Source organism: Azospirillum oryzae, assembly GCF_900177515.1.
Taxonomy (GTDB): domain Bacteria; phylum Pseudomonadota; class Alphaproteobacteria; order Azospirillales; family Azospirillaceae; genus Azospirillum; species Azospirillum oryzae_A.
On sequence record NZ_FXAK01000005.1, the window covers coordinates 196,557 to 220,050 of the forward strand.

At 69.3% G+C, this 23,494-nt stretch carries 6 protein-coding genes; 3 read left to right on the forward strand and 3 right to left on the reverse strand.

Translation table 11 applies throughout. From position 1 onward, the window contains the following. Positions 1-10: 10 nt before the first annotated feature. Positions 11-14,749 (reverse strand): tandem-95 repeat protein, encoded by a 14,739-nt coding sequence (locus B9N97_RS09505; protein WP_085085704.1) that lies wholly within the window; start codon positions 14,747-14,749, stop codon positions 11-13. Between the two features lie 340 nt (positions 14,750-15,089). Here B9N97_RS09505 and B9N97_RS09510 point away from each other — a divergent pair, with 340 nt between their 5' ends. Then, positions 15,090-19,145: a peptidase domain-containing ABC transporter gene (locus tag B9N97_RS09510; protein ID WP_244560636.1), complete on the forward strand. Its 4,056-nt coding sequence runs from the start codon at positions 15,090-15,092 to the stop codon at positions 19,143-19,145. Positions 19,146-19,187: 42 nt separating this feature from the next. Then, positions 19,188-20,522, forward strand: coding sequence for an HlyD family type I secretion periplasmic adaptor subunit (locus tag B9N97_RS09515; protein WP_085085706.1), 1,335 nt, complete (start codon positions 19,188-19,190; stop codon positions 20,520-20,522). Positions 20,523-20,688: 166 nt separating this feature from the next. Here the strand turns inward: B9N97_RS09515 and B9N97_RS09520 are convergent, their stop codons facing one another. Beyond that, positions 20,689-20,889: a hypothetical protein gene (locus tag B9N97_RS09520; protein WP_085086677.1), complete on the reverse strand. Its 201-nt coding sequence runs from the start codon at positions 20,887-20,889 to the stop codon at positions 20,689-20,691. A gap of 319 nt (positions 20,890-21,208) precedes the next feature. Between B9N97_RS09520 and B9N97_RS09525 the strand changes: the two genes are divergently transcribed. Continuing rightward, a complete protein-coding gene (locus B9N97_RS09525; protein ID WP_085085708.1) occupies positions 21,209-22,771 on the forward strand; it encodes a hypothetical protein in 1,563 nt (520 codons plus the stop codon). Positions 22,772-22,781: 10 nt separating this feature from the next. On the opposite strand, the gene B9N97_RS09530 is transcribed toward B9N97_RS09525, so the two are convergent. Next, positions 22,782-23,483 carry a LuxR C-terminal-related transcriptional regulator gene (locus tag B9N97_RS09530; protein ID WP_085086679.1) on the reverse strand — a complete coding sequence of 234 codons (702 nt, stop codon included), beginning with the start codon at positions 23,481-23,483 and terminating at the stop codon, positions 22,782-22,784. Positions 23,484-23,494 lie beyond the last annotated feature (11 nt).

The following is a 23,494-nucleotide window of genomic DNA, read 5'->3' on the forward strand; positions in this document are numbered from 1 at the left end:
TCTCATCCGGTCAGAACGTCAGCCTTTCGATGTTCTGCAGCACCAGCTGGTGATGGTTCTGGTCCTCCAGCGTGACGGTCGTCTCCTGGTTGAAGGTCAGGCCGTGGCCCGACGGGTCCATGGTGTAGGCGTGCCCGTCCAACTGCTGCAGCCAGTTGGCGCCGGCATTGGCGACGAAGGCGCCGACCTCCACCACGTCGGTCCAGCCCACCCCGCCGTCGATGGTCAGGTTGCCGTCGCGCGGGGCGAAGATGAACAGGTCGTCGCCGGCGCCGCCGGACATGCTGGTCGTGCCGCTTCCGGCATGCAGGATGTCGGCACCGCTGCTGCCGGTCATCGTCGCATCGGCCGAAACCAGCACCTGCACCGCCAGCGGATCGCTGGACAGTCCCTGACCGTCGCTGACCGTCACCTCCAGCGTCCGGGCGCCGCCGCCATTGGGGCTGAGCGCCAGATGCTGGAGGATGTCGGTATAGGTCGCGGTGGAGGCGCTGCCCGACAAGGACAGCTGGTGATTGCCGTCGTCCCAGCTGACCTCGATCCCGGTGCCCGACACCGTCCGGCGGCCGGTCGACGGATCGGTGTCGATGGTCAGGCTGTCGAGGTTCAGCGCATCGCCGGTCTGCGATCCGGCGGCGATGCGGATCGACATGCCGGACATGACGCTGCTGTCCACATCGGTGATCGTCGCGTCGGCGGCAACGGCAGGATGGTCGGTGGCGTCCGCGGCGATGACGGTGGTGGCATGGGCGGCGGCGAGGGTCGGCTTGTCGTTCACCGGATCGACCGTGACGCTGAGCGTCTGCGTCACCGCCGCGGTGTCGGTTCCGTCTTTGGCGGTCACGGTGACCGACAGATCGACCGTGCCATGCGCGTTGGCCGGCGGGGTGTAGGTCAGGCCGGCCAGATCCGACGCGGCGAGGGACCAGCTGCCGTCGCCGTTGTGGGTGCCGTGGTTCAGGCTGGCGCCGTCGGGCATTCCGGTGATCCGCACCGTCAGCGTCTCCGACCCGTCGCTGTCGGTGGAGGCGGCGGTGATCGTCAGCGCGATCGCCGTGTCCTCGTTTCCGTGCACGGCGGGGGTGGTCAGCGTCGGGGTGTCGGCGACCGGGGTCACCGTCACCGCCAGCGACTTGTTGACGGTCGCCGGCGTGGCGGTGCCGTCCGTCGAAGTGGCGGTGACCGACAGGGTGAAGCTGCTGCCGCTGTCGTGGGCCGGCGTGATCGCCAGCCCGGCCAGTTGGGCCGGCGTCAGCGTGATCGAGCCGTTGACGATGGTCAGCGTATCGCCTGCCGTGTTCGACAGGGTGGCGCCGGCCGGGATGTCGGCGATGGTGACGCTCAGCGTCTCCGACGCGTCGGTCAGGGCCGGAGTGATCGACAGGGCGACCGTGCCGCCCTCCGCCACCGATGCCGGATCGACCTGCAGGGTCGGCGCGTCGGACAGGGCGCGGACGGTGACCGGCAGCTGCGCCACGACGGAGGCCGGGGCGGCCGTGCCGTCGGTCGAGGTCGCGGTGATGGTCAGGGTGAAGTCACCGTCGTCGTTCAGCGGCGGCGTGATCGTCAGGCCGGCAAGCTGGGCCGGGGTCAGCGTCCAGGTCCCGTCGGCGTTGTGCGTTCCGGCGCTGAGCGTCGCACCGGCCGGAGCGCCGGCGATGGTGATGCTCAGCAGCTCCGAACTGTCGGTCAGGGCCGAGGTGATGGTCAGCGGGATCGCCGCATCCTCGTCGCCCGTCGCCGCGGCCACGGTCAGGGTCGGAGCGTCGGACACCGGGTTGACCGTCACCGGCAGGGTGGAGGTCACCGTGACCGGGGCGGCGCTGCCGTCCCTGGCGGTGGCGGTGACGGTCAGAGTGAAATCATGGTCGTCGTTCGACGGCGGCGTGATCGCCAGACCGGCAAGCTGGCCGGGGTTGAGCGTGATGGAGCCGCCGGAAACGGTCAGCACGTCTCCCGCCGTGTTGGACAGATGAGCGCCGGCCGGAATACCGGCGATGGTGACCGTCAGCGTCTCCGATCCGTCCAGGTCGGTCAGGGCGGGGGTGATCGTCAGCGCGATGGCGGTGTCCTCGTCACCGGTCACCGCCGGCGTGCTGAGGGTCGGCGTATCGGTCACCGGAGTCACCGTGACGGGCAGCGTCGCGCTGGTGCTGACCGGCGTGGCGGTGCCGTCGGTGGCGGTCGCCGTGACGGTCAGGGTGAAGTTGTCGCCCTTGTTGGGCGGCGGCGTGATCGCCAGGCCGGTCCATTGCCCGGCCGTCAGCGTGATCGACCCGCCCGTGACCGTCAGCACGTCGCCCGCCGCGTTGGACAGGTGGGCACCGTCGGGAATGCCGGCGATGGTGACGGTCAGTGTCTCCGACCCGTCGAGATCGGTCAGCGCCGGGGTGATCGCCAGCGTGATCGCCGTATCCTCGTTGCCGCCGGCGGCGGTGACGGACAGGGTGGGCATGTCCGACACGGCGTTCAGGGTGATCGGCACGGTGACGACCCTGGTCGCCGTGCTGCCATTGGATTCGATGCTGACGGCGGTGACGGTCAGGCTGATCGGCGCATCGCTGTTGGCCGGCGGCGTCAGGCTCAGGCCGTTGAGTTGGGCCGGAGTCAGGGTCCAACTGCCGTCGGCGTTGTGGGTGCCGGCAGACAGCGTCGCACCCGTCGGCACGCCGGTGATGGTCAGCAGCCCAAGCCGCTCCGAACCGTCGGTGTCGGCCAGCGCCACCGCGAGGTTCAGCGGCACGGCGGTATCCTCGGTGCCGGTGATCGGCGCCCAGGTCAGGATCGGCTGGTCGGCGACCGGATCGACGCTGACCCGGAACAGCTGGCTGGTGGTCGCGGTGGCTCCGGTCGAAGTCTCCGTCGTGGTGGCGGTCAGGGTCAGGTTGAAGTCGGTGCCGGCATTGGCCGGCGGCTGAAGCTTGAGGCCCGACAGCTGGGCGGCGGTCAGGCTGACCGAGCCGGCGGTCGGCGTCAGAATGTTGCCGTTCGCATCCACCAGCAGCGCGCCGGCCGGCAGGCCGGACAGGGTGACGGCCATCGTCTCCGACCCGTCGGTGTCGACCAGCGCCGCCGTCAGGTTCAGCGCGATCAGCGCATCCTCGCTGCCGGACGCGTTGGCGACGATGACGGTGGGCGCGTCGGTGACCGCCGTCACATTCACATGGATGTTGGCGGTCGTGCTGGCCGTATCCTTGTTGGAGCTTTCCAGGCTGGTGGCGGTCAGCGTCAGATCCATGCCGCCGGAATAGTTGCGCGGCGGCGTGACGGTCAGGCCCGACAGCTCCGACGGCTTCAGGGTCCAGGACCCGTCGCCGTTGTTGGAGCCGTGGTTCAGAACCGCGCCCTCGGGCAGGCCCGACAGGATGACCGCCATCGTCTCCGACCCGTCTGTGTCGACGAGGCTGGCCGACACGTCCAGCGCGATGGGCGTGTCTTCCGCGCCGGTCGCGTCATGGACGGTGACGGCGGGCGCGTCGGCGGCGGCCGTGTAGGTGACGGACAGCGTCTTGGTCGACCAGGCGGGCGTGGCGGAGCCGTCCTGGGCGGCCGCTTCGACCGTCAGGGTCACCGTGCCGGCATAGTTGGCCGGCGGCGTCAGCGTCAGCGCCGCGCGATCCTGCGCGGACAGGCCGGTGAGATCATAGACCCCGTTGCCGAGCGAGGTGCCGGCCGACAGGGTGAAGCCGGCCGGGACCGTGACCCTCAGCGCGGTGATCACCTCGCCTGTGCCGACCAGATCGGTGACGGCGGCGGAGATGGACAGGCTGGCGGCGTGATCCTCCTGCGCGGTGACGGAGCTGGCGCTGATGGCCGGGGCGTCGCTGACCGGCGCCACCTCGACCGCCAGCGTCTTCGTCGTGGTCGCCCGGTCGGCGTTGCTGATTTCGCGCGCGACCGCGGTGACCGTCAGCTGGAAGGTCCCGCTGGCGTCGTGCGGCGGAGTGAACTTCAGCCCGGACAGCTGGTCGGGGGTCAGCACCCACTTCCCGGTGGCGGAGTCCAGATAGCCGGCCGACAGCGAGGCACCGGACGGCACCCCTTCGATGACGATGCTGGCCAGTACCTCCGACCCGTCGGTGTCGGCCAGCGCGGCGGTGATGTCCAGCGCAATGGCCGTGTCCTCGTTGCCGGAGGCGGCCTGCACGGTCAGCAGCGGACTGTCGGCGACGGCGGTGACGGTCACCGCCTGGGTCAGGCTGGTGTGGGCGTTGGTTCCCGAAACCACATCGAGCCCGAGCGTGAAATCGGCGTCGCTGTTGGAGGGTGGCGTCAGCGACAGCCCCGTCAGCTGGGCCTTGGTCAGCGTGATCGAGCCGTTGACGATGGTCAACGTGTCGCCGGCCGTGTTGGTCAGGACGGCTCCCGTCGGAATGCCCGACAGAGTGACGGTCGACACGTCCTGCCAGTTCGCCAAGCCGGCACTCAGGCCGAGCGCGACCGAAGTATCCTCGGCGGTGGTTACGGCCACCGGCCGATCGCTGCCGACGCTGGGGTCCAGCGGCGGCGGCGGCGGCGGGGGTGGCGGGGGCGGGCTGGTGCCGCCGCCATTGTTCCCCCCGTTCGAGCCGCCCGGATCGGTGGAACCGCCGCCGGTCGAAGTGGTCGAAGTGGTCCAGCTCAGCACGAAGCTGTCGGACACGCTGGTGTTGCGGTCGCCCTCGCTCTCGATGCTGTAGGGATTGACCGTCAGGGTGACGCTGGCCGTGTCGACGGTGCCCGACACGCTGTGGGTGATTCCGGCGGCGTGCGCGTCCTTGACGGTCAGCTTCAGGCCGCCCTCGTCCAGCGCCTTGGCATATTCCTCGGCGGTCAGCGTCCAGGTGCCGTTGCCGTTGTCGAGGCCGCGTGACAGCACTGTGCCCTTCGGCACGCCGGAGATGGTGACCGCCAGCTTTTCCGAACCGTCGGTGTCCTGCAGGAAGGCGTTCAGGTCGAGAACGAGACCGTCCGGTACGCCGGCGACCGTCCGGTCGTCGACATGGTAGGCCACTGCCGAACCGTCGGCGGCATGCGACACCGGCGCATCGGCCACCGCTGTGACGGTGACGGTCGGGGTGTAGGTCTTGGTCAGGCTGTCGGTGCCGTCTACCGCCGTCACCTTGACGGTGATGGTGAAGTCGTCGGCGTTGTTGGCCGGCACGTTCAGCCGCAGATTGCCGAGCTTGGCCGGATCGACGGTCCAGCTGCCGTCATGGTTGTCGGTCAGCGCGCCGGCGTCCGTGCTGGTCAGGGTGACCCAGGCCGGCAGGCCGGAGATGACGATGGAGGAGATGTGCTCCGACCCGTCGCTGTCGCCGGTCAGGGCGGAGATGGTCAGCGGGATGCCGCCGACGGCGTCCTCCAGACCGCTGGCGCCGATGGAGACGACCGGCTCGTCCGTCTTGGGGTCGACGGTGACGGTCAGGTCGCGGGTGTCCTTCAGCGTGCCGCCGGAGGTCACGCCGTTCACCGTGATGATCGGCGCGCCGTTGCTGTCGGTGGTGATGACGTCCACCTTCAGCGTGATCGTGCCGGCGAAGTCCTGCTTGGTCGTCAGGGTCAGTTCGTTGCGGTACGCCACATCGACCGACCAGCGGCCGTTGCCGAGATAGACCAGCCCGCTCTCGTGCCCCGCCGCCAGCGACAGCCAGGAACCGGCCGGCAGGTTGCTGACGACCAGCGATAGGCGTTCCGACCCGTCATTGTCGACCATCACCAGATCGCCGAGCCGGAGGTTGATCGCCGTGTCCTCGTTGCCGCGGGCGGTGAGCGTGCCGTTCGGCGTCACCACGTCCGCCACGCCCTGCACATCGACATGGACGGTCATCGCCGCCGCATCGGCGATGGAGCTGTTGGAGCTTTCCGTCGCCCGCGCGGTGAAGGTCAGGTCGAAGCCGGTGTTGGAGTTGGCCGGCGGGGTGATGGTCAGGCCGGTCAGGTCGGCCTGGGTCAGCACCCACTTGCCGAGGCCCGCGTCGTAATGGCCGTGGTTCAGCGTCGCCCCGGCCGGCACGCCGCCGACCAGGATGCTGAGGCTTTCCGAACCGTCGCGATCGGTCAGGGCGGCGACCACCGACAGCGGGATGGCGGTGTCCTCGCGCCCCACCGCGTCGGAGGCCGACAGCACCGGCGTGTCGGCGACCGCGTTGACGGTCACCGCCAGCGACTGCTGCGCCGAGGTGGCGGTGGTCGTCCCCTCCACCGAGGTGGCGGTGATCTTCAGCGTCACCGTGCCGGAATAGTTCAGCGGCGGCGTGAAGCTGAGGCCGTTCAACTGGCCCGGAGTCAGGGTCCAGCTGCCGTCGGCATTGTGGGTGCCGGCGGACAGCGTCGCCCCCTCCGGCACGCCGGTGATGGTGATGTGGTCCAGCGTCTCCCCGGTCACGTCGGACAGGTGGGCGTCGATGGTCAGCGGGATGGCGCTGTCCTCGTTGCCGGTGGCCGCGGTGGGGATGACGATGGGGGCGTCGGCGACGCCGGTCACGGTCACCGACAGGGTCGCCGGCGCCGACACGGCGGTCGAGCCGTTCTCCCGCTCCACCGAGGTTGCGGTGACGCTGAGGGTGATGGTGCCGGAGAAGTCGTGCGGCGGCGTCAGGCGCAGGTTCGGCAGATCGGCCGCATCCACCTTCCAGGTCTTGCTGCCGTCGCTCTGGGTGCTGAGAACGCTGCCGAAATTCAGACTGGCATTGGCCGGAACGCCGGAGATGGTGACGTAGCCGATGCTCTCCGACCCGTCGGTGTCGGTCAGGGCCGGGGTGATCGTCAGCGCGACGGAGCTGTCCTCGTCGGTCGCGGCGGCGGCGGCGGTTACCGTCGGCGCATCGGCCACCGCATCGACGGTGATGGTGCCGGTCGCCGTCTGGGTGCCGCGCGCCGTCCCGGCGCTGGTGCTGTCGATGGTTCCGACCGTCAGCGTGTAATTGAGATCGGCGTCGGAGTTGTGGGCGGTGACGACCGTCAGGCCCTGGACCGTCCAGGTCCCCGCCGTGCCGCCGGCCGTCAGGGCCGTGGTCGGGATGGTCCAGCTGTAGTTGCCGGAGGCATCGGGACCGCTGCGGGTCAGTTCCACGCCGTTCACGTACAGCTTGGCGCCGGCCGCGTCCTGCTGCGAGGCGGCCATGGTCAGGGTGACGCTCTCCACCCGTTCCGGGCTGGCGGCGTCGACGTCGCTCAGCGTGATGGTCGGGGCGAGCGCGATGCCGCCGGCCGCGTCCTCGTCGCCGCGCGCCGTCAGCGTGGAGAGCGTGATGGCGTCGGCCTGCGGGGTGACCTGGATCGTCTGGGTGGCGGTGGAGGTGCCGCCATAGGCGTCCGTCACCGTGAAGGAGAAGGTCTCGGTTCCGCTGAAATCGGCGTCCGGGGTGTAGGTGAAGGTGCCGTCGGCATTCACCACAAGCGTGCCGTGGGCCAGGCGCACCGGCTGGCCGTTGTCGCCGGGACCCTTGAAGGTCAGCGTGTCGTCGGTGCGACCGTTGAGCGTGTCCTGGTCGGTGGCGCCCAACCGGCCGTTGACCGCAAGATCCTCGCGGGTGGAGGTGCTGTCCGCCGTCGCGGTGGGGGCGTAGTTCAGCGCCGTGCGGACATCGACCGGCTGGCCGTCGACATAGAGTTCCAGCTTCTCGAAATCAGCCACCTTGATGCCGAGCGCGCTCAGGGTGGCGGCCTTCGAAACGTCGGCGTTGTTGGTCGCGGCGTTGGGATCGGCGGCGGCGGCCTCGATCCGGTTGCGCAGGGTGCGGAGGTCGGCCAGGATCGATGCGTTCGACAGCTGCGAACCGGTCAGCATCACCCGGAAGGTGTCGATACCGGCATCGCCATCCTGCAGTTCCGGGCTGGACGAGGTGCCGCCGTCGGTGCCGACGGTGAAGATCGACAGATCGTCGCCGGCCCCGCCATGGATGGTGTCCCTGCCTGCCCCGCCGGTGATGGTGTCGTTGCCGCCGCCGCCGAGCAGTTCGTTGCCGCCGCTGTTGCCGGTGATGACGTCGTTGAAAGCCGAGCCGGTGACATTCTCCAGATTCCGCAGGACATCGTTGCCCTCGCCGGTGCCGACCCCGGTCGCGAGGTTCGCGTTCACCGAGGTGGCCGAGTCCGCATAGGTGACGGTGTCGTTGCCGGTCCCGCCGTCGATGGTGTCGTTGCCAAGGCCGCCGGCCAGCAGATCGTTGTCGGCGCCGCCGTCCAGGCTGTCGTCGCCTGCCCCGCCGAACAGCGTGTCGTTGCCGGCGCCGCCGACGATGGTGTCGTTGCCGTCGCCGCCCTCCAGGCTGTCGTTGCCCTTCGGCGTGTTGGTGAACTGGATGGTCAGGGTCTTGGTGGCGCTGTCGGCGGTGCTTCCGTTCTCCCGCTCTTCCGAGGTGGTGACCACGGTCAGGGTGATGGGGGTGTTGCTGTCCCCCTCCTTGGCGGTCAGGGTCAGGCCGGACAGCTGGGCCTGGGTCAGCGTCCAGGTCCCGTCGGCATTGCGGGTGCCGGCGCTGAGCGTCGCATTGGCCGGAACGCCGGAGATCGTCACCCTGGAGATCGACTCCGATCCGTCGACGTCCGTCACGGCGGGGGTGATGGTCAGGGCGGTGGTGAAGGTGCCGGTGCCGTCGCCGTAGATCACGTCGTCGCCGGCGCCGCCCCGGATGGTGTCGTTGCCGGCGCCGCCCGACAGCGTGTCGTTGCCGGCGGTGCCGGTCAGCGTGTTGTTCTGGCCGGTCGCGAGGTCGTAGGTGACCGGCGTCACGTCGAGCGTCGGCGTGTCGGCCACCGCCACCACGGTGACGGCCAGCGTCGCCTGCACGGAGACCGGGGAAAGCCCGCGGTCGGTGGCCGTGGCGGTGACGGTCAGCGTGAAGTCGACGTCGCTGTCGTGCGGCGGCGTGATGGTGAGGCCGGACAGTTGCGCCTGGGTCAGCGTCCAGGTGCCGTCGGCGTTGTGCGTGCCGGCGCTGAGCGTGGCGCCGGTGGGAACGCCCGCGATGACGATGCTCAGGCTTTCCGAACCGTCCAGATCGGTCAGGGCGGACCGGATGTCCAGCGCGATTGCCGTGTCTTCGTTGCCGCTCGCGGCGGTGACGGTCAGCGTCGGGGTGTCGGTCACCGGATCGACGGTGACGCGGAGGGTCTGGCTCTTGGTCGCTTCGGCGGCGACGCCGTCCTTGGCGACGGCGGTCACCGTCAGGTCGAAATCGACGTCGCTGTTCGACGGCGGCGTGATGGTCAGGCCGGCAAGCTGATCCTTGCTCAGCGTGATCGAGCCGTTGGTGACCGTCAGCGTGCCGTTCAGCGTGTTGGAGAGCGTGGCGCCGGAGGGAATGCCGGTGATCCGGATGCTCAGTGTTTCAGAGCCGTCCAGATCGGTCAGGGCCGGGCTGATCGCCAGCGCGATGGCGGTGTCTTCATTGCCCTGCGCGGCGGTGACGGTCAGCGTCGGGGTGTCGCTCACCGGATCGACGGTGACGTGCAGGGTCTCGCTCTTGGTTGCCTCGGTGGCGACGCCGTCCTTGGCTATGGCGGTGACGGTGAGGTCGAAATCGGCGTCGCTGTTCGACGGCGGCGTAATGGTCAGGCCGGCAAGCTGGGCCGGAGTCAGGGTCCACGTCCCGTCGGCATTGTGGGTGCCGGCGCTGAGAACCGCACCGGTGGGAACGCCCGCGATGACGATGCTCAAGGCTTCCGAACCGTCGGTGTCGGTCAGCGCCGGGTTGATCGTCAGCGCGATGGCGGTGTCTTCGTTGCCGCGGGCGCTGGTGACGGAGAGCGTCGGCATGTCGGTCACCGGATCGACAGTGACGCGCAGGGTTTCGCTCTTGGTCGCCTCGGCGGCGACGCCGTCCTTGGCTACGGCGGTGACGGTAAGAGTGAAGTCCACATCGCTGTTCGACGGCGGCGTGATCGTCAACCCGGACAGCTGGGCCGGGGTGAGCGTCCAGGTGCCGTCGGCATTGTGGGTGCCGGCGCTCAGCGTCGCGCCGGTGGGAACGCCGGAGATGACGATGCTCAGCGCTTCCGAACCGTCAGTGTCGGTCAGGGCCGGGCTGATCGACAGCGCAATGGCGGTGTCTTCATTGCCCTGGGCGGCGGAGACGCTCAGCGTCGGCGTATCCGACACCGGATTGACGGTCACCGGCAGCGTCTGGGTCACCGACACCGCATCGGCGCTGCCGTCCTTGGCCGTTGCGGTGACGGTCAGGGTGAAGTCGCCGTCGCTGTTCGACGGCGGGGTGACGGTCAGGCCGGCAAGCTGATCCTTGGTCAGCGTGATCGTGCCATTGGTAACCGTCAGCGTACCGTTCAGCGTATTGGCGAGCGTGGCGCCGGAAGGGATGCCGCTGATGGTGATGCTCAGCGTTTCGGAGCCGTCGGTGTCGGTCAGCGCCGGGTTGATCGCCAGGGCGATGGCGGTGTCTTCGTTACCCTGCGCAGCAGTGACGGTCAGCGTCGGGGTGTCGGTCACCGGATCGACGGTGACGTGCAGCGTCTCGCTCTTGGTCGCCTCGGTGGCGACGCCGTCCTTGGCTATGGCGGTGACGGTGAGGGTGAAGTCCACGTCGCTGTTCGACGGCGGGGTGATCGTCAGGCCGGCGAGCTGGGCCTTGGTCAGCGTGATCGAGCCGTTGGTGACCGTCAGCACGTCGCCCGCCGTGTTTCCAAGCGTGGCGCCGGTGGGGATGCCGGTGATCCGGATGCTCAGCGTCTCCGAACCGTCGGTATCGGTCAGCGCCGGGTTGATCGTCAGCGCAATGGCGGTGTCTTCGTTGCCGCGAGCATCGGTGACGGTCAGCGTCGGCATGTCGGTCACCGGATCGACGGTGACGCGCAGGGTCTCGCTCTTGGTGGCCTCGACGGCGACGCCATCCTTGGCGATGGCGGTGACGGTCAGATCGAAATCGACGTCGCTGTTCGACGGCGGGGTGATGGTCAGCCCGGACAGCTGGGCCGGAGTCAGGGTCCAGGTGCCGTCGGCATTGTGGGTGCCGGCGCTGAGGATCGCTCCTGTGGGAACGCCGGAGATGACGATGCTCAAGGCTTCCGAACCGTCGGTGTCGGTCAGCGCCGGGTTGATCGTCAGGGCGATGGCGGTGTCTTCGTTGCCGCGAGCGCTGGTGACGGTCAGCGTCGGCGTGTCCGTCACGGGATCGACAGTGACGCGCAGGGTCTCGCTCTTGGTGGCCTCGGTGGCGACACCATCCTTGGCAATGGCTGTGACGGTCAGGTCGAAATCGACATCGCTGTTCGACGGTGGGGTGATCGTCAGGCCGGACAGCTGCTCCTTGGTCAGAGTCCAGGTGCCGTCGGCATTGTGGGTGCCGGCGCTGAGCGTCGCCCCGGTCGGAACGCCGGAGATCACGATGCTCAGCGCTTCCGAGCCGTCGGTGTCGGTCAGCGCCGGGTTGATCGTCAGCGCGATGGCGGTGTCTTCGTTGCCTCGGGCGCTGGTGACGGTGAGCGTCGGGGTGTCGGTCACCGGATCGACGGTGACGCGCAGGGTCTCGCTCTTGGTCGCTTCGACGGCAACACCGTCCTTGGCGATGGCGGTGACGGTCAGGTCGAAATCGACGTCGCTGTTCGACGGCGGGGTGATCGTCAGGCCGGACAGCTGATCCTTGCTCAGCGTGATCGAGCCGTTGGTGACCGTCAGCACGTCTCCCGCCGTGTTGCCGAGAGTGGCACCGGCGGGGATGCCGCCGATGACGATGCTCAGCGTCTCGGAACCGTCGGTGTCGGTGAGGGCCGGGTTGATCGTCAGCGCGATGGCGGTGTCTTCGTTGCCGCGGGCGCTGGTGACGGAGAGCGTCGGCATGTCGGTCACCGGATCGACGGTAACGCGCAGGGTCTCGCTCTTGGTCGCCTCGGCGGCGACGCCGTCCTTGGCGACGGCGGTCACCGTCAGGTCGAAATCGACGTCGCTGTTCGACGGCGGCGTGATCGTCAGGCCGGACAGCTGGGCCGGAGTCAAAGTCCAGGTGCCGTCGGCATTGTGGGTGCCGGCGCTGAGCGTCGCGCCGGTCGGAACACCGGCGATGACGATGCTCAGCGATTCCGAGCCGTCTGTGTCGGTCAGCGCCGGGCTGATCGTCAGCGCGATGGCGGTGTCTTCATTGCCCTGGGCGGCGGAAACGGTGAGCGTCGGGGTGTCCGACACCGGGTTGACGGTCACCGGCAGCGTCTGGGTCACCGATACCGGGTCGGCAGTGCCGTCCTTGGCCGTGGCGGTGACGGTCAGGGTGAAGTCGCCGTCGCTGTTCGTCGGCGGCGTGACGGTCAGGCCGGCAAGCTGATCCTTGGTCAGCGTGATCGTGCCATTGGTAACCGTCAGCGTACCGTTCAGCGTATTGGCGAGCGTGGCGCCGGTGGGGATGCCGCTGATGGTGATGCTCAGCGTTTCGGAGCCGTCCACATCGGTCAGCGCCGGGTTGATCGCCAGCGCGATGGCGGTGTCTTCGTTGCCGCTCGCGGCAGTGACGGTCAGGGTCGGGGTGTCGGTCACCGGATCGACGGTGACGCGCAGGGTCTCGCTCTTGGTCGCCTCGGTGGCGACACCGTCCTTGGCGATGGCGGTGACGGTGAGGGTGAAGTCCACGTCACTGTTCGACGGCGGGGTGATCGTCAGGCCGGCGAGTTGGGCCGGGGTCAGGGTCCAGGTACCGTCGGCATTGTGGGTACCGGCGCTGAGCGTCGCCCCGGCCGGAACGCCGGCGATGGAGATCGTCAGCGCCTCCGACCCGTCGGTATCGGTCAGGGCCGGGCTGATGGTCAGCGGGATGGCGGTGTCTTCGTTGCCCTGGGCATCGCTGACGGTGAGGGTCGGCGTATCCGACACCGGATTGACGGTGACCAGCAGGGGGGCGCTGGTGCTCGCCGTTGAGGCATCGCCGTCCTTGGACGTGGCCGTGACGGTGAGGGTGAAGTCCTCGTCGCTGTTCTGCGGCGGGGTGATCTTCAGACCGGCCAGTTGGGCCGGCGTCAGGGTGATCGAGCCGCCGGAGATGGTCAGCGCCTCGCCGGCCGTGTTGGTCAGAACCGCCCCGTTCGGAATCCCGGCAATGGTGATGCTCAGGGTTTCCGATCCATCCGTGTCCGTCAGGGCCGGATCGATCGTCAGGGCGATCGCCGTGTCCTCGTCGCCGGCCGCCGCCTGGACGGTGAGCGTCGGTGTGTCCGACACCGGAGCGACGGCCACGGCAAGCGTCTGGGTCACCGACACCGGGTCGGCGGTGCCGTCCTTGGCCGTGGCGGTGACGGTCAGGGTGAAGTCCACGTCGCTGTTCTGCGGCGGCGTGATGGTCAGGCCGGACAGCTGGGCCGGGGTCAGCGTCCAGGTCCCGTCGGCATTGCGGGTGCCGGCGCTGAGCGTCGCGCCGCCCGGCATGCCGCTGATGGTGATGCTCAGCGATTCCGAGCCGTCGAGGTCGGTCAGGGCCGGGCTGATCGTCAGCGGAATGGCGGTGTCTTCGTTGCCGGACGCGGCGCCGACCGTCAACGTCGGCGTGTCGGTCACCGGAGTCACCGTGACCGTCAGCGGCATGCTGGTGCTGGCCGGAGCGGCGGTGCCGTCCCGGCTGGTCGCGGTGACGGTCAGGGTGAAGTCGGCGTCGCTGTTCAGCGGCGGCGTGATTGCCAGTCCGGCCAGCTGGGCCGGCGTCAGGGTGATCGAGCCGCCGGAGATGGTCAGCGTCTCTCCGGCCGCGTTGGTCAGCACCGCCCCGTCCGGGATGCCGCCGATGGTGACGCTCAGCGTCTCCGATCCGTCGGTGTCGGTCAGGGCCGGGCTGATGGAAAGCGGGATCGCCGTATCCTCCGCCCCCGTCACCGCCGCGACGCTGAGCGTCGGCGTGTCGGAGACCGGATTGACGGTGACCGGCAGCGTCGCGGTGACGCTGTTGGGGGTGGCGCTGCCGTCGGTGCTGGTGGCGGTCACGGTCAGGGAGAAGCTGTCGCCGCTGTCGGGCGGCGGCGTCAGCGTCAGGCCGGGAAGCTGCGAGGAGGTCAGCACGATGCTGCCGTTCACCACCGTCAGCACCGCGCCGGACCCGTCGCGCAGCACCGCACCGTCCGGGATGCCCGACAGGGTGACGGTCAACACCTCCGTCCCGCCGGTGTCGGTCAGGGCGGCGGCGATGTTGAGGGCGATGGCCGTGTCCTCGTCGCCCGACACGCCGTTCACCGTCAGGCTGGGCGTGTCGGACACCGCTGCCGGCGTGGCCGCGGCGGTAAGGTCGGGCGTGGCGGCGGCATCCAGGAAGGTGACGGGATCGGCAGTGGGGACGGTCCCGTCGTCGATCACCTGCTCCGGCGTCTCGGGCACGGGAATGTCCGGCAGCGCGACGGCGAGTTCGTTGTAGGTGGTCGTCGTGCGTGCGTTGGACAGCAGCTCCGCCCGCTCCACCGAGGTGCCTGCGGCCTCGCGGCTCTCCCCCTCCGACGGGCCCGAGCCTTCGGGGCCGGCCGGACCCGAGCCGCGGGTGCCTTCGGTGCGCAGGACATCGCCGTTCAGCAGCAGCGCGTTCACCGCCCGGTCGGTGGCGACCGCAACCGACTCGCCAACGACTTCGCCGGTCTGCACCGCACCGCCGACCATCAGATCCTCGGCGCCGCGATAGTCGGTCTGGACATAGCCCAGCGTGTCGTCGGGCCGCTGCAGTTGGACGCTGCTCGCCTCATGGATGACGCCGCCCAGCCGGGTGCCGTCGACCTGCTGCAGGAGGGTCAGATCGTCCAGGATCTGACGATCGTCGACCGCCGGGACATTGCCTTGAACCGCTTCCTCAGCCATCGGACCGCTCCATAAGAGGGATGCGAACTCGCACCACGCCACTCGTCACGACCCTAGGTTCTAGCGCTCTGACTTGCTTGTGATAAGAAACTTCCTGTGATGAGTTTCAACATCTTAGACGGTGAAGCATCCCCCGCGCGCCCCTTGCGGCGGCGATGCGACGTCGAAGGAACCCATTGAAATCACTTTGTTTCTTTCCCCTTTCACGCAGCATCGAAAGGGGTGGGCGCAACACCTTTTGTCACTCGGTTGCCTTTTGTTGCTATTCGCGGATTTACCTATCACTAGCAATTATGGTGTTGATTAGCGCCCGGTTAACTCCGTGAACAGGTTGGTCGTCTTGCAGTCCGCAGCCCCGTCCACCATCCGTACCGCACCGCGCACCGCCACGGCCAATGCGTCCTCCGGCAACGACCGGGCGGCCGAAAAGGCTGCCCGGCGCCTGCTGTCCGGCATGCTGGGGCCGCGCCGCGACCGGGCGATGCTGGTTCTGGCATCCTTCGCGCTGAACATCTTCGCGCTGGCGCTGCCGGTGACGCTGCTGCACGTCTACGACCGCATCCTGCCGAACGAGTCCTACGGCACCATGCTTCTGCTGGGCATCGGCTGCGGGGCGGCGGCGGTGATGGAGGCGATCCTGCGCGTCGCGCGCTCGGCGCTGACCACCTGGATGGGTGCCAGGATCGAGCATCGGTCGAGCGCGTCGCTGATCGACCGGCTGATGCACATGCCGCTGAACGCCTTTTCCCAACAGGGGATCGGCACCCATTTCGAGGTCTACCGCGCCATCAAGATGGTGCGGGAATTCTACTCGGGCCAGGCGCTGCAGTCGGCCATCGACATCCCCTTCGCCGTTCTCTACCTGGGGCTGATCGCCCTGCTGGCCGGCTGGCTGGCGGTGATCCCGGTGGCGGTGCTGGCGCTGTTCCTGATCGTCGGCGCCGTGCTGGGACGGCGGATGCGCCGGGCGCTGGAAAGCCGCCACACGCTGGAGGAACGGCGCCTGAACTTCATCAGCGAGGTCCTGGCCGGCGTCCATACCGTGAAGGGGCTGGGGGCCGAGGCCGGTCTGCTGCGCCGCCATGAACGCCTGCAGCAGGGCTGCAGCGAGGAGGATTTCACCGTCGCCCGGCTCAGCGGCTCCGCCTCCGTCGTCGCCGCCACGCTGGCGCAGGCGACGATGATGCTGGTGGTGATCCTGGGCAGCGTGTCGGTGATCGACGGCGCGATGACCACCGGCGTGCTGACCGCCTGCTCGATGCTGGCCGGACGCTGCGTTCAGCCGGTGCAGGCCTTGTTCGACCGCTGGGTCCGCTACCAGTCGGTGTCGCTGGCCCTGCGCCGCATCGGCCATGTCCTGCTGGAGGTCGGAGTCGACGGTGCCGCGGCGCCGCAAGGGGACGGCAAGTCCGGCAGCGAGGTCGGCATGGCGCTGGCCCCCGGCTCCATCGAGATGGACAAGGTCCGCTTCGCCTATGACCGTGGACCGGAGATCCTGAGCGACCTGTCGCTGAGCGTCGGGCCGGGCGAGTTCCTGGGCGTGGTGGCGACCAACAGTTCGGGCAAGACCACGCTGCTGCGCCTGATCCTGGGCGTTCTGCGGCCGGATTCGGGCGAGGTGCGGGTCGGCGTGCGCGCCACAAGCGAGGCCGATGCCATGATCGGCATCGGCGGCGTCGTCTATGTCGGCGAGCATCCGGAGCTGTTCAAAGGCACCATCCTGCAGAACCTGACCCTGTTCGACCCCGGCCGGGCCGATCTGGCGATGGAGGTCTGCCGCCGCCTCGGCCTCGACCGCCGCATCGCCAGCCTGCCGCAGGGCTATGAGACCATCGTCGGCGACGCCTCGCAGGAGGCGCTGCCGCGCGGCGCCCGCCAGTTGATCTGCCTTGCCCGCGCGCTGGTGCGCGAACCGGCGGTGCTGCTGCTGGACGAGCCGAACTCCTCCCTCGATGTCGAGTCCGACAAGGCCTTCCGCCGCGCGCTGGACGAGCTGCGCGGCAGCGTCACCATCCTGCTGGTCACCAGCCGTCCGTCGCTGCTGTCGCTGGCCGACCGGGTGGTGCAGATCGTCGACGGCCGTGCCGTCACCCGCAACCCGGATGCCGGAAGCGCTGGCGGCCAGCCGGTCCTCGTCGCCGCCGCCGCGGCCACGGCGGACGAGGCGGAGGCCAAGGCCGATGCGGAACCGATCCGTGCCGCCCACGACGACGGCGACATCCTGCGCCGCCGCCTGGCCGAAGCGTCGGCGGTCGGTGCCTGCATGGTCCCGCTGCTGGACGCGCTGGGCTGGCGCGGCGCGCCGCAGACGCTGGCCGAGGCCCTGCCCCACTTCTCCGAGGTGCAGACGGTGGAGGAGCTGTGCGACGTGCTCCAGCGCCTGCATTTCGAGGGGCGCAGCCTGCGCTTCGACCTCGGCCGGCCGGAGCCGTCGCTGCTGCCCTGCCTTTTCCAAGCCCGCGACGGCGGCATCTACACGCTGCTGTCCGCCGATGCCGACGGCGTCACCGCCTTCAGCGGCCGGTCGCGCGAGACGGTGATGCTGAATTTCGGCAAGGGCACCGCCTATGTCTTCACGCCCCTGGAGGCGGCGGCCGGCGCCGGCAACCAGAACTGGGTCGGCACCGTCATCCATGCCTATCTGCCGCTGCTGTGGGCGGTGCTGGGGCTGAGCGCGGTCATCAACCTGCTGTCCGTCGCCGCGCCGCTCTTCACCATGGCGATCTACGACAAGGTCATCGGCACCGGATCCTTCGACACGCTGGCGACCATCGCCGTCGGCGCGTTCCTGGTGATCGCCGGCGACTTCGCCCTGCGCCAGATCCGCGGCCGCGCGCTGGCCCATGCCGGCTCGCGCATCGCCCGCAGCATCAGCAACGCCACCATCGAGCGCATCCTGATGCTGCCGGTCGGATTGAGCGAGCGCGCCGCCATCGGCACGCAGATCGCCCGGGTGAAGGACCTGGAATCGATCCGCGACTTCATCAGCCAGGGGCAGGTTGCGGCCCTGTTCGACGTGCCCTTCGCCCTGTTCTACCTGGGGGTGATGGCGTTGCTGGGCGGACCGCTGGCGCTGGTGCCCCTGGGCGCTGTGCTGGTGACCGCAGCCATCGGCGCCGCCGTCCACCCGATGGTGCGCGCCCGCACCGGCACCACCGCGCGCGCCGATACCGAGCGGCAGGAATTCTTCGTCGAGATGGTCGCCAAGATGCCGGCGCTGCGCGCCATCGGCGGGCTGGCCCATTGGCGCGACCGCTACGACCGGCTGTCCGCCCGCACCGCGCGGTCGGGCCACACCGCCGCCAACCTGTCGGCGACCCATGCGGCGCTGGCGGGGCTGGTGGTGCCGGTCGCCGGGCTCGCCACCGTCGGCGTCGGCGCCATGCAGGTCTTCGCCGGTTCCATGACGCCGGGCGCGCTGATGGCGTCGATGATGCTGCTGTGGCGGGTGATGGTGCCGCTGCAGACCGCCGTCTCCATGTTGCCGCGCATCGAGCAGCTGCGCGCCAACGCCCGCCAGATCAACGGCCTGATGAGCATCCGGCCGGAGCGCGAGCCGCGCTGCGCCACCCTGCAGCCGCGCAAGCTGAAGGGGGAGGTCTCCTTCTCCCGCGTGTCGTTGCGATACCGCAACGATGCCGATCCGGCGCTGGTCGGCGTGAGCTTCACCGTCAAGCCGGGACAAATCGTCGCCATCGTCGGGTCGGACGGTGCCGGCAAGTCGTCGCTGCTGAAGGTGATGCTGGGGCTCTACGCGCCGCAGGCCGGCAATGTGCGGATCGACGGCGTCGACATCCGCCAGATGGACCCGGTCGATTTGCGCAAGTCCATCGGCTATGTGCCGCAGGCCAGCTCGCTGTTCTACGGCACCATCGCCCAGAATCTGCGCTTCGCCGACCAGACCGCCGACGAGGCCGAGCTGCGCTGGGCGCTGTCGCTGGCCGGCGCGCTGGACGAGGTGGAGGCGCTGCCGCGCGGGCTGGACACCCGCATCGGCGACAACCAGTCGCTGCGCCTGTCGCCCAGCCTGACGCAGAAGATCTGCCTGGCCCGCGCCTATATCCGCCGCCCCCGCATCCTGCTGCTGGACGAGCCGGCCAGCCGGCTGGATTTCGAGGGCGACAAGGCCCTGCACGCGGCGCTGGCCGCGCTGCGCGGCCACAGCACCATCTTCCTGGTCACCCACCGGCCGAGCCACCTGACGCTGGCCGACACGGTGCTGACCATGGATGCCGGCATGATCGCACCCGCCAACCCGGCCGGCGGCCTGCCCGGTCCCCGGCCGGTTGGTCCGGGTGGCGGCGGCAGCAGCGTCGCCAACGGCATCGCCGGGGCACTGCTTGGCGGGATCGGGCTGCAGCGCCCGCCCGGCGTCGCCGCCACGCCGCAGCGCTGACCCGTTTCGCTCCTTCCTTTCCGCTTTCAATGTGAACCGCAGATGGCCGCTTCAGACCTCGCCCGCCCCACCGGCAAATCGCTCAGCGCCGACGATGCGACGCTGTCGCTGGTCCGTGCGACCATCGTCGTGCTGGTCCTGCTGCTGGCCGCCTTGCTGACCTGGGCCACGCTGATGCCGGTCAAGGAGGCCGTCGTCACCGCCGGACAGGTGGTGCCGTCCGGCAACTCCCAGGTCGTCCAGCATCTGGAGGGCGGCATCGTGTCGGCCATCCTGGTCAAGGAGGGCGATCTGGTCGAGGCCGGCCAGCCGCTGATCGTCTTCGACCCCAAGCAGGTCCAGGCCGAGCGCGAGCAGATGAACGCCCGCCTGCTGACGCTGGAGCTGCGGGCGGAGCGGCTGCGCGCCTTCGCCGCCGGGCGGGAGCCGGACTTCACCCGCGCCGCCGGCCCCGGTACGCCGCAGGCGGAGGCCCAGAAGGAGACGCAGATCGCCGACCAGCGCCTGATCTACGACACCCAGCGCAAGGCCCGCGACACCGCCATCGCCGTGCTGCAGGCCCAGGTGTCGCAGCGCGAGGCCGAACTGGCTCTGTACGAAGGGCAGCTCGCCAACATCAAGGACCAGATCACCTTCATCACCGGATCGGTCGACATCCGCAACAGGCTGGAGTCCATGGGGCTGTCGTCGAAATTGCAGTCGCTGGAAACCCAGCGCGAGCAGTCGCGGCTGATGGGCGAGCAGCGGCGGATCGAGGGCCAGATCATCGCCACCCAGCAGGCGATCACCGAGGCCGGCAACCGCATCCTCGACCAGTCGGCCAAGCTGTCGCAGGACGCCGTGACCGAGATGGGCACCGTCACCGCCGAGATCGCCCAGCTGCGCGAGGCCCGCGCCAAGCTGGACGACCGCGCCGAGCGGCTGACCGTGCCGTCGCCGGTGCGCGGGCTGGTGCAGGATCTGCGGGTCAACACCATCGGCGCCGTGGTGCCGGAGGGCGGCGTCCTGATGCAGATCGTCCCGGTCGACCACGAGATGACGGTCGAGGCGCATGTCACCCCGCGCGACGTCGGCCACCTCCAGGTCGGGCAGGAGGCGACGGTCAAGGTGCTGACCTACGACTTCGCCCGCTACGGCGCCATCACCGGCACGTTGCAGCGCATCTCCGCCTCCACCTTCCTGGACGAGCAGAAACGCCCCTACTACAAGGCGGTCGTGGCGCTCAGCCGCAACCATGTCGGCCGCGACGACGTCGAGCACCCGGTCCTGCCCGGCATGACCACCCAGGTGGAGTTGCCCACCGGCGAGCGGTCGCTGCTGGAATATCTGCTGAAGCCGATCTACTTCGCCCTGTCCGACAGCTTCAACGAACGGTGAGAAGTCCCCTCTCCCCCGCTCACGCGCAAACTACGTTTGCGCTGACGCGACAGGCGGACCTCCGGTCCGCCGAAAGCGGGGAGAGGGAGATTGGCCCCCTCCCCCCGGAAACACGAAAGGCCGCCGGTCCTGGAGAGGACGGGCGGCCCATGAAATGTATAAGCGGTCAGTAAGCGCCGAGCGACCGGGCGGCAGCGGCGAATTCCTCGGCCAGCCAGCCTTCGCGTTCGATCAGGTGGCCCATCAGGCGTTTCAGCGCCGCCTCGCACACCGCGGCGCGCTCGCCATCGGGCAGGCTCGCCACGGCCAGACGGGCGACGAAGTCGTCAACGACCTGTTCGGCCTTCCGGGTGTCGACTTCGGTCATGACGGGGAACAACCTGGGGTTCGTGTCGGCGAGTTTCTGCGGAATCATCGGGGCGCCTTGATGCTGGACGCGTGGCCTTCCCGAATAATGGGTCTACGACCGTCGGGTGTGAAGGAGCGATTTAGCGCTTAAATGAAATAAATTTAGGCCGCATTTGATACATCTCGTTTCATGTGCCGCCGACCGGTGGCGAAAAGCCGCAAACCGCGGGCATTCTACAGCCCCGACACAGCTCGACAGAATATGTCACGACATACCAGTAGCAATCATTGGTGCCAGTACCTAAAATTGCCGCGACTCAGCAGCGCCCGTGAACGCCATGGCCGGCCGCCCCAACCGCAGCGCCTCCCTTCAGACCGTGCCGCTCCACGCGGTGGAACCGGATCCGGCAGCCGTCAGCCTCGACAAGGTCAAGGCGATCCTGGCCCCGCTGGACCGGGCGCAGAAGTCCAAGCTGTTCGAACTGGTGCAGGCCGGCCATCTGGAAGACGACCAGATGACGGTGGAGGTCGGCCGCCTGATCGTCGCCATGCTGAACGGCCCGCGCACCGAACATGCCCGACGCATCTGGACCGGCTGGTTCGACCCGGTGATGCTGCGCACCGATGCGCTGATGCTGGCGGAAAGCCGGCCGCCGGGCTGCATGCATGTGGTCGACGCCAGCGCCTGGTGGTTCGCCCTGCTGCCGCATCTGCGCGACCTTGCCGGGCGGGTCCAGTCCGACATCGCCGACCGGGCGAGCGAACATCCGCTGGATGCCGTCCTCGCCTCCCCCGCCGCGGCGGGGTGGGCGGAGGAGCTTCGCGTGAGTTCGCTGGAGATCCTGCGCCGGCGCGGCGCGGCCGGGCCGCTGCTGGCGACCGCCAATGCGGAGCGGATCACCCTGCTGCGCAAGCGCGGGCTGACCGGGGTGGCGCCGCTGTCGTTCGGCGATCTGGCGATGCTGGACTCCATGCTGGAGCATGCCCCGCTGTGGAAGGGCGCCATCCGCCCGCGCGACACCATCGGCGTCCTGCACATGGTGTCGGAGATGGCGGAGCGCGGCGCGGCCACGGGCGGTGGTGCGGAGGGCGCGATGCACTACGCGCTCGCCCTGATCAACGGATCGCGCGATCCCGACCAGGCGCTGGCGCTCCACGGCCTGTCGCCCAACCCGGCCCTGGTCGAGGCGGCGGTCGGTCATGTGCAGTTCGCCTGGCAATGCCTGCGCCAGAAGCTGGAGGACCTGCATCTCGGCCGCCCCGCCCCGCCGCAGCTGACCGCCGGCGAGACGGTGGACCGGCTGCAGGAGCGCGCCTTCCGCTGGTATGACGCGCTGCAGGGCTTCGGCGTCGAGCGCGGCGGGCGCAACTGGGCGGCGGTGTCCGCCGCCGTCGGCCGGGTGACCGGGCTGGTGGAGGGAGAGGTGGTGCCGGTGCTGAGCCACCGCCTGCTGACGCTGAACGCCAGCAGTTCGGCCCGGCCGCTGATCGACCCGGTGCGCTTCATCAACGGCTTCAACCACCGGCTTCGCCGCCGCGGCATCGCCGCCTCGACCAACCCCTGGCTGACGGCGATCGGCGAGCATCTGGCCGGCCTGTTCCGGCAGATCGGTGCCTATGGCCGCGAGGATGCGCTGTCGGCCATGGCCGAACTGTGCGAACTGGCGGAAGAGACCGGCTATCCCATCGAGGTGACGGCCATCGACAAGACGCTGCTGGCCATCGCCGAGCGGGCGCTGCGCGACGGCCGCGAACTGAACGCCGCGGAAAACAGGCTGATCGAGCGCGTCGTCACCGTCGCGACCGAGGAACGCCGCCGCTGCCGCTGGTGGGTGTCGGGCGAACTGGTCAGCCTGCTGGACGCCGCCCAGCAGCGCGGCATCGGCCCGACACCGCAATAGACGAGCCCGTTCAGGACTGCAGCTTGATCCCGGCCTTCATGGTGGCCAGCGCCAGCTGGGTGCGGTTGCGCACGCCCAGCCGCTGCATCACCGTGCGCAGATGCACCTTGATGGTGCCCTCCAGCACGCCGAGCGCGCGGGCGATCTCCTTGTTGGACTGGCCTTCCAGCAGGAGGCGCAGCACCTCGCGCTGGCGCTCGGTCAGGCTGCTGACGGCGTCGTTTTCGCTACGCGCCTGGGCGGGGGCAGAAGCCAGCGCAATCCGGACCCGCTGCCCATCGGGCGGTGTGGGCGGCGCCGGGGCGAAGATGCCGCCCTCCAGCACGATGGGCAGCGCCTGGTCAAGCACCGCCCCTTCACAGCCCTTGTTGACGAAGCCGCGGGCACCGGCACGGATGCAGGAAGCGATGACGTTGCCGTCGGTCGCCCCGGAGACGACGATCAGCGGCACGTCGCCGGCGGCATCCAGCATGTCGGTCAGGCCGCTGTGCTCGTCGCTGTCGCCCATCTGCAGGTCGTAGAGGATGGCGGTGAGGTCCCGTTCCGACCGTGCCTTGCGCATGGCCTCGGCCAGCGATCCCGCCTCCACGATCACGACGTCCGGATAGCGCTGCCGCAGGGCCAGGGACAGGCCATAGCGGACCAGCGCATGATCGTCGACGATCAGGAACTTGAGGGGATCGTCGGACGATGTCCGGCGGTCAGACACCATGTTCAGCTCTG

Bases quoted from the DNA above. Each gene is read 5' to 3' on its own strand.
- B9N97_RS09520 (WP_085086677.1), bottom strand. From the start codon at position 20,889: ATGACCGAAGTCGACACCCGGAAGGCCGAACAGGTCGTTGACGACTTC.
- B9N97_RS09515 (WP_085085706.1), top strand. From the start codon at position 19,188: ATGGCCGCTTCAGACCTCGCCCGCCCCACCGGCAAATCGCTCAGCGCC.
- B9N97_RS09525 (WP_085085708.1), top strand. From the start codon at position 21,209: ATGGCCGGCCGCCCCAACCGCAGCGCCTCCCTTCAGACCGTGCCGCTC.
- B9N97_RS09505 (WP_085085704.1), bottom strand. From the start codon at position 14,749: ATGGCTGAGGAAGCGGTTCAAGGCAATGTCCCGGCGGTCGACGATCGT.
- B9N97_RS09530 (WP_085086679.1), bottom strand. From the start codon at position 23,483: ATGGTGTCTGACCGCCGGACATCGTCCGACGATCCCCTCAAGTTCCTG.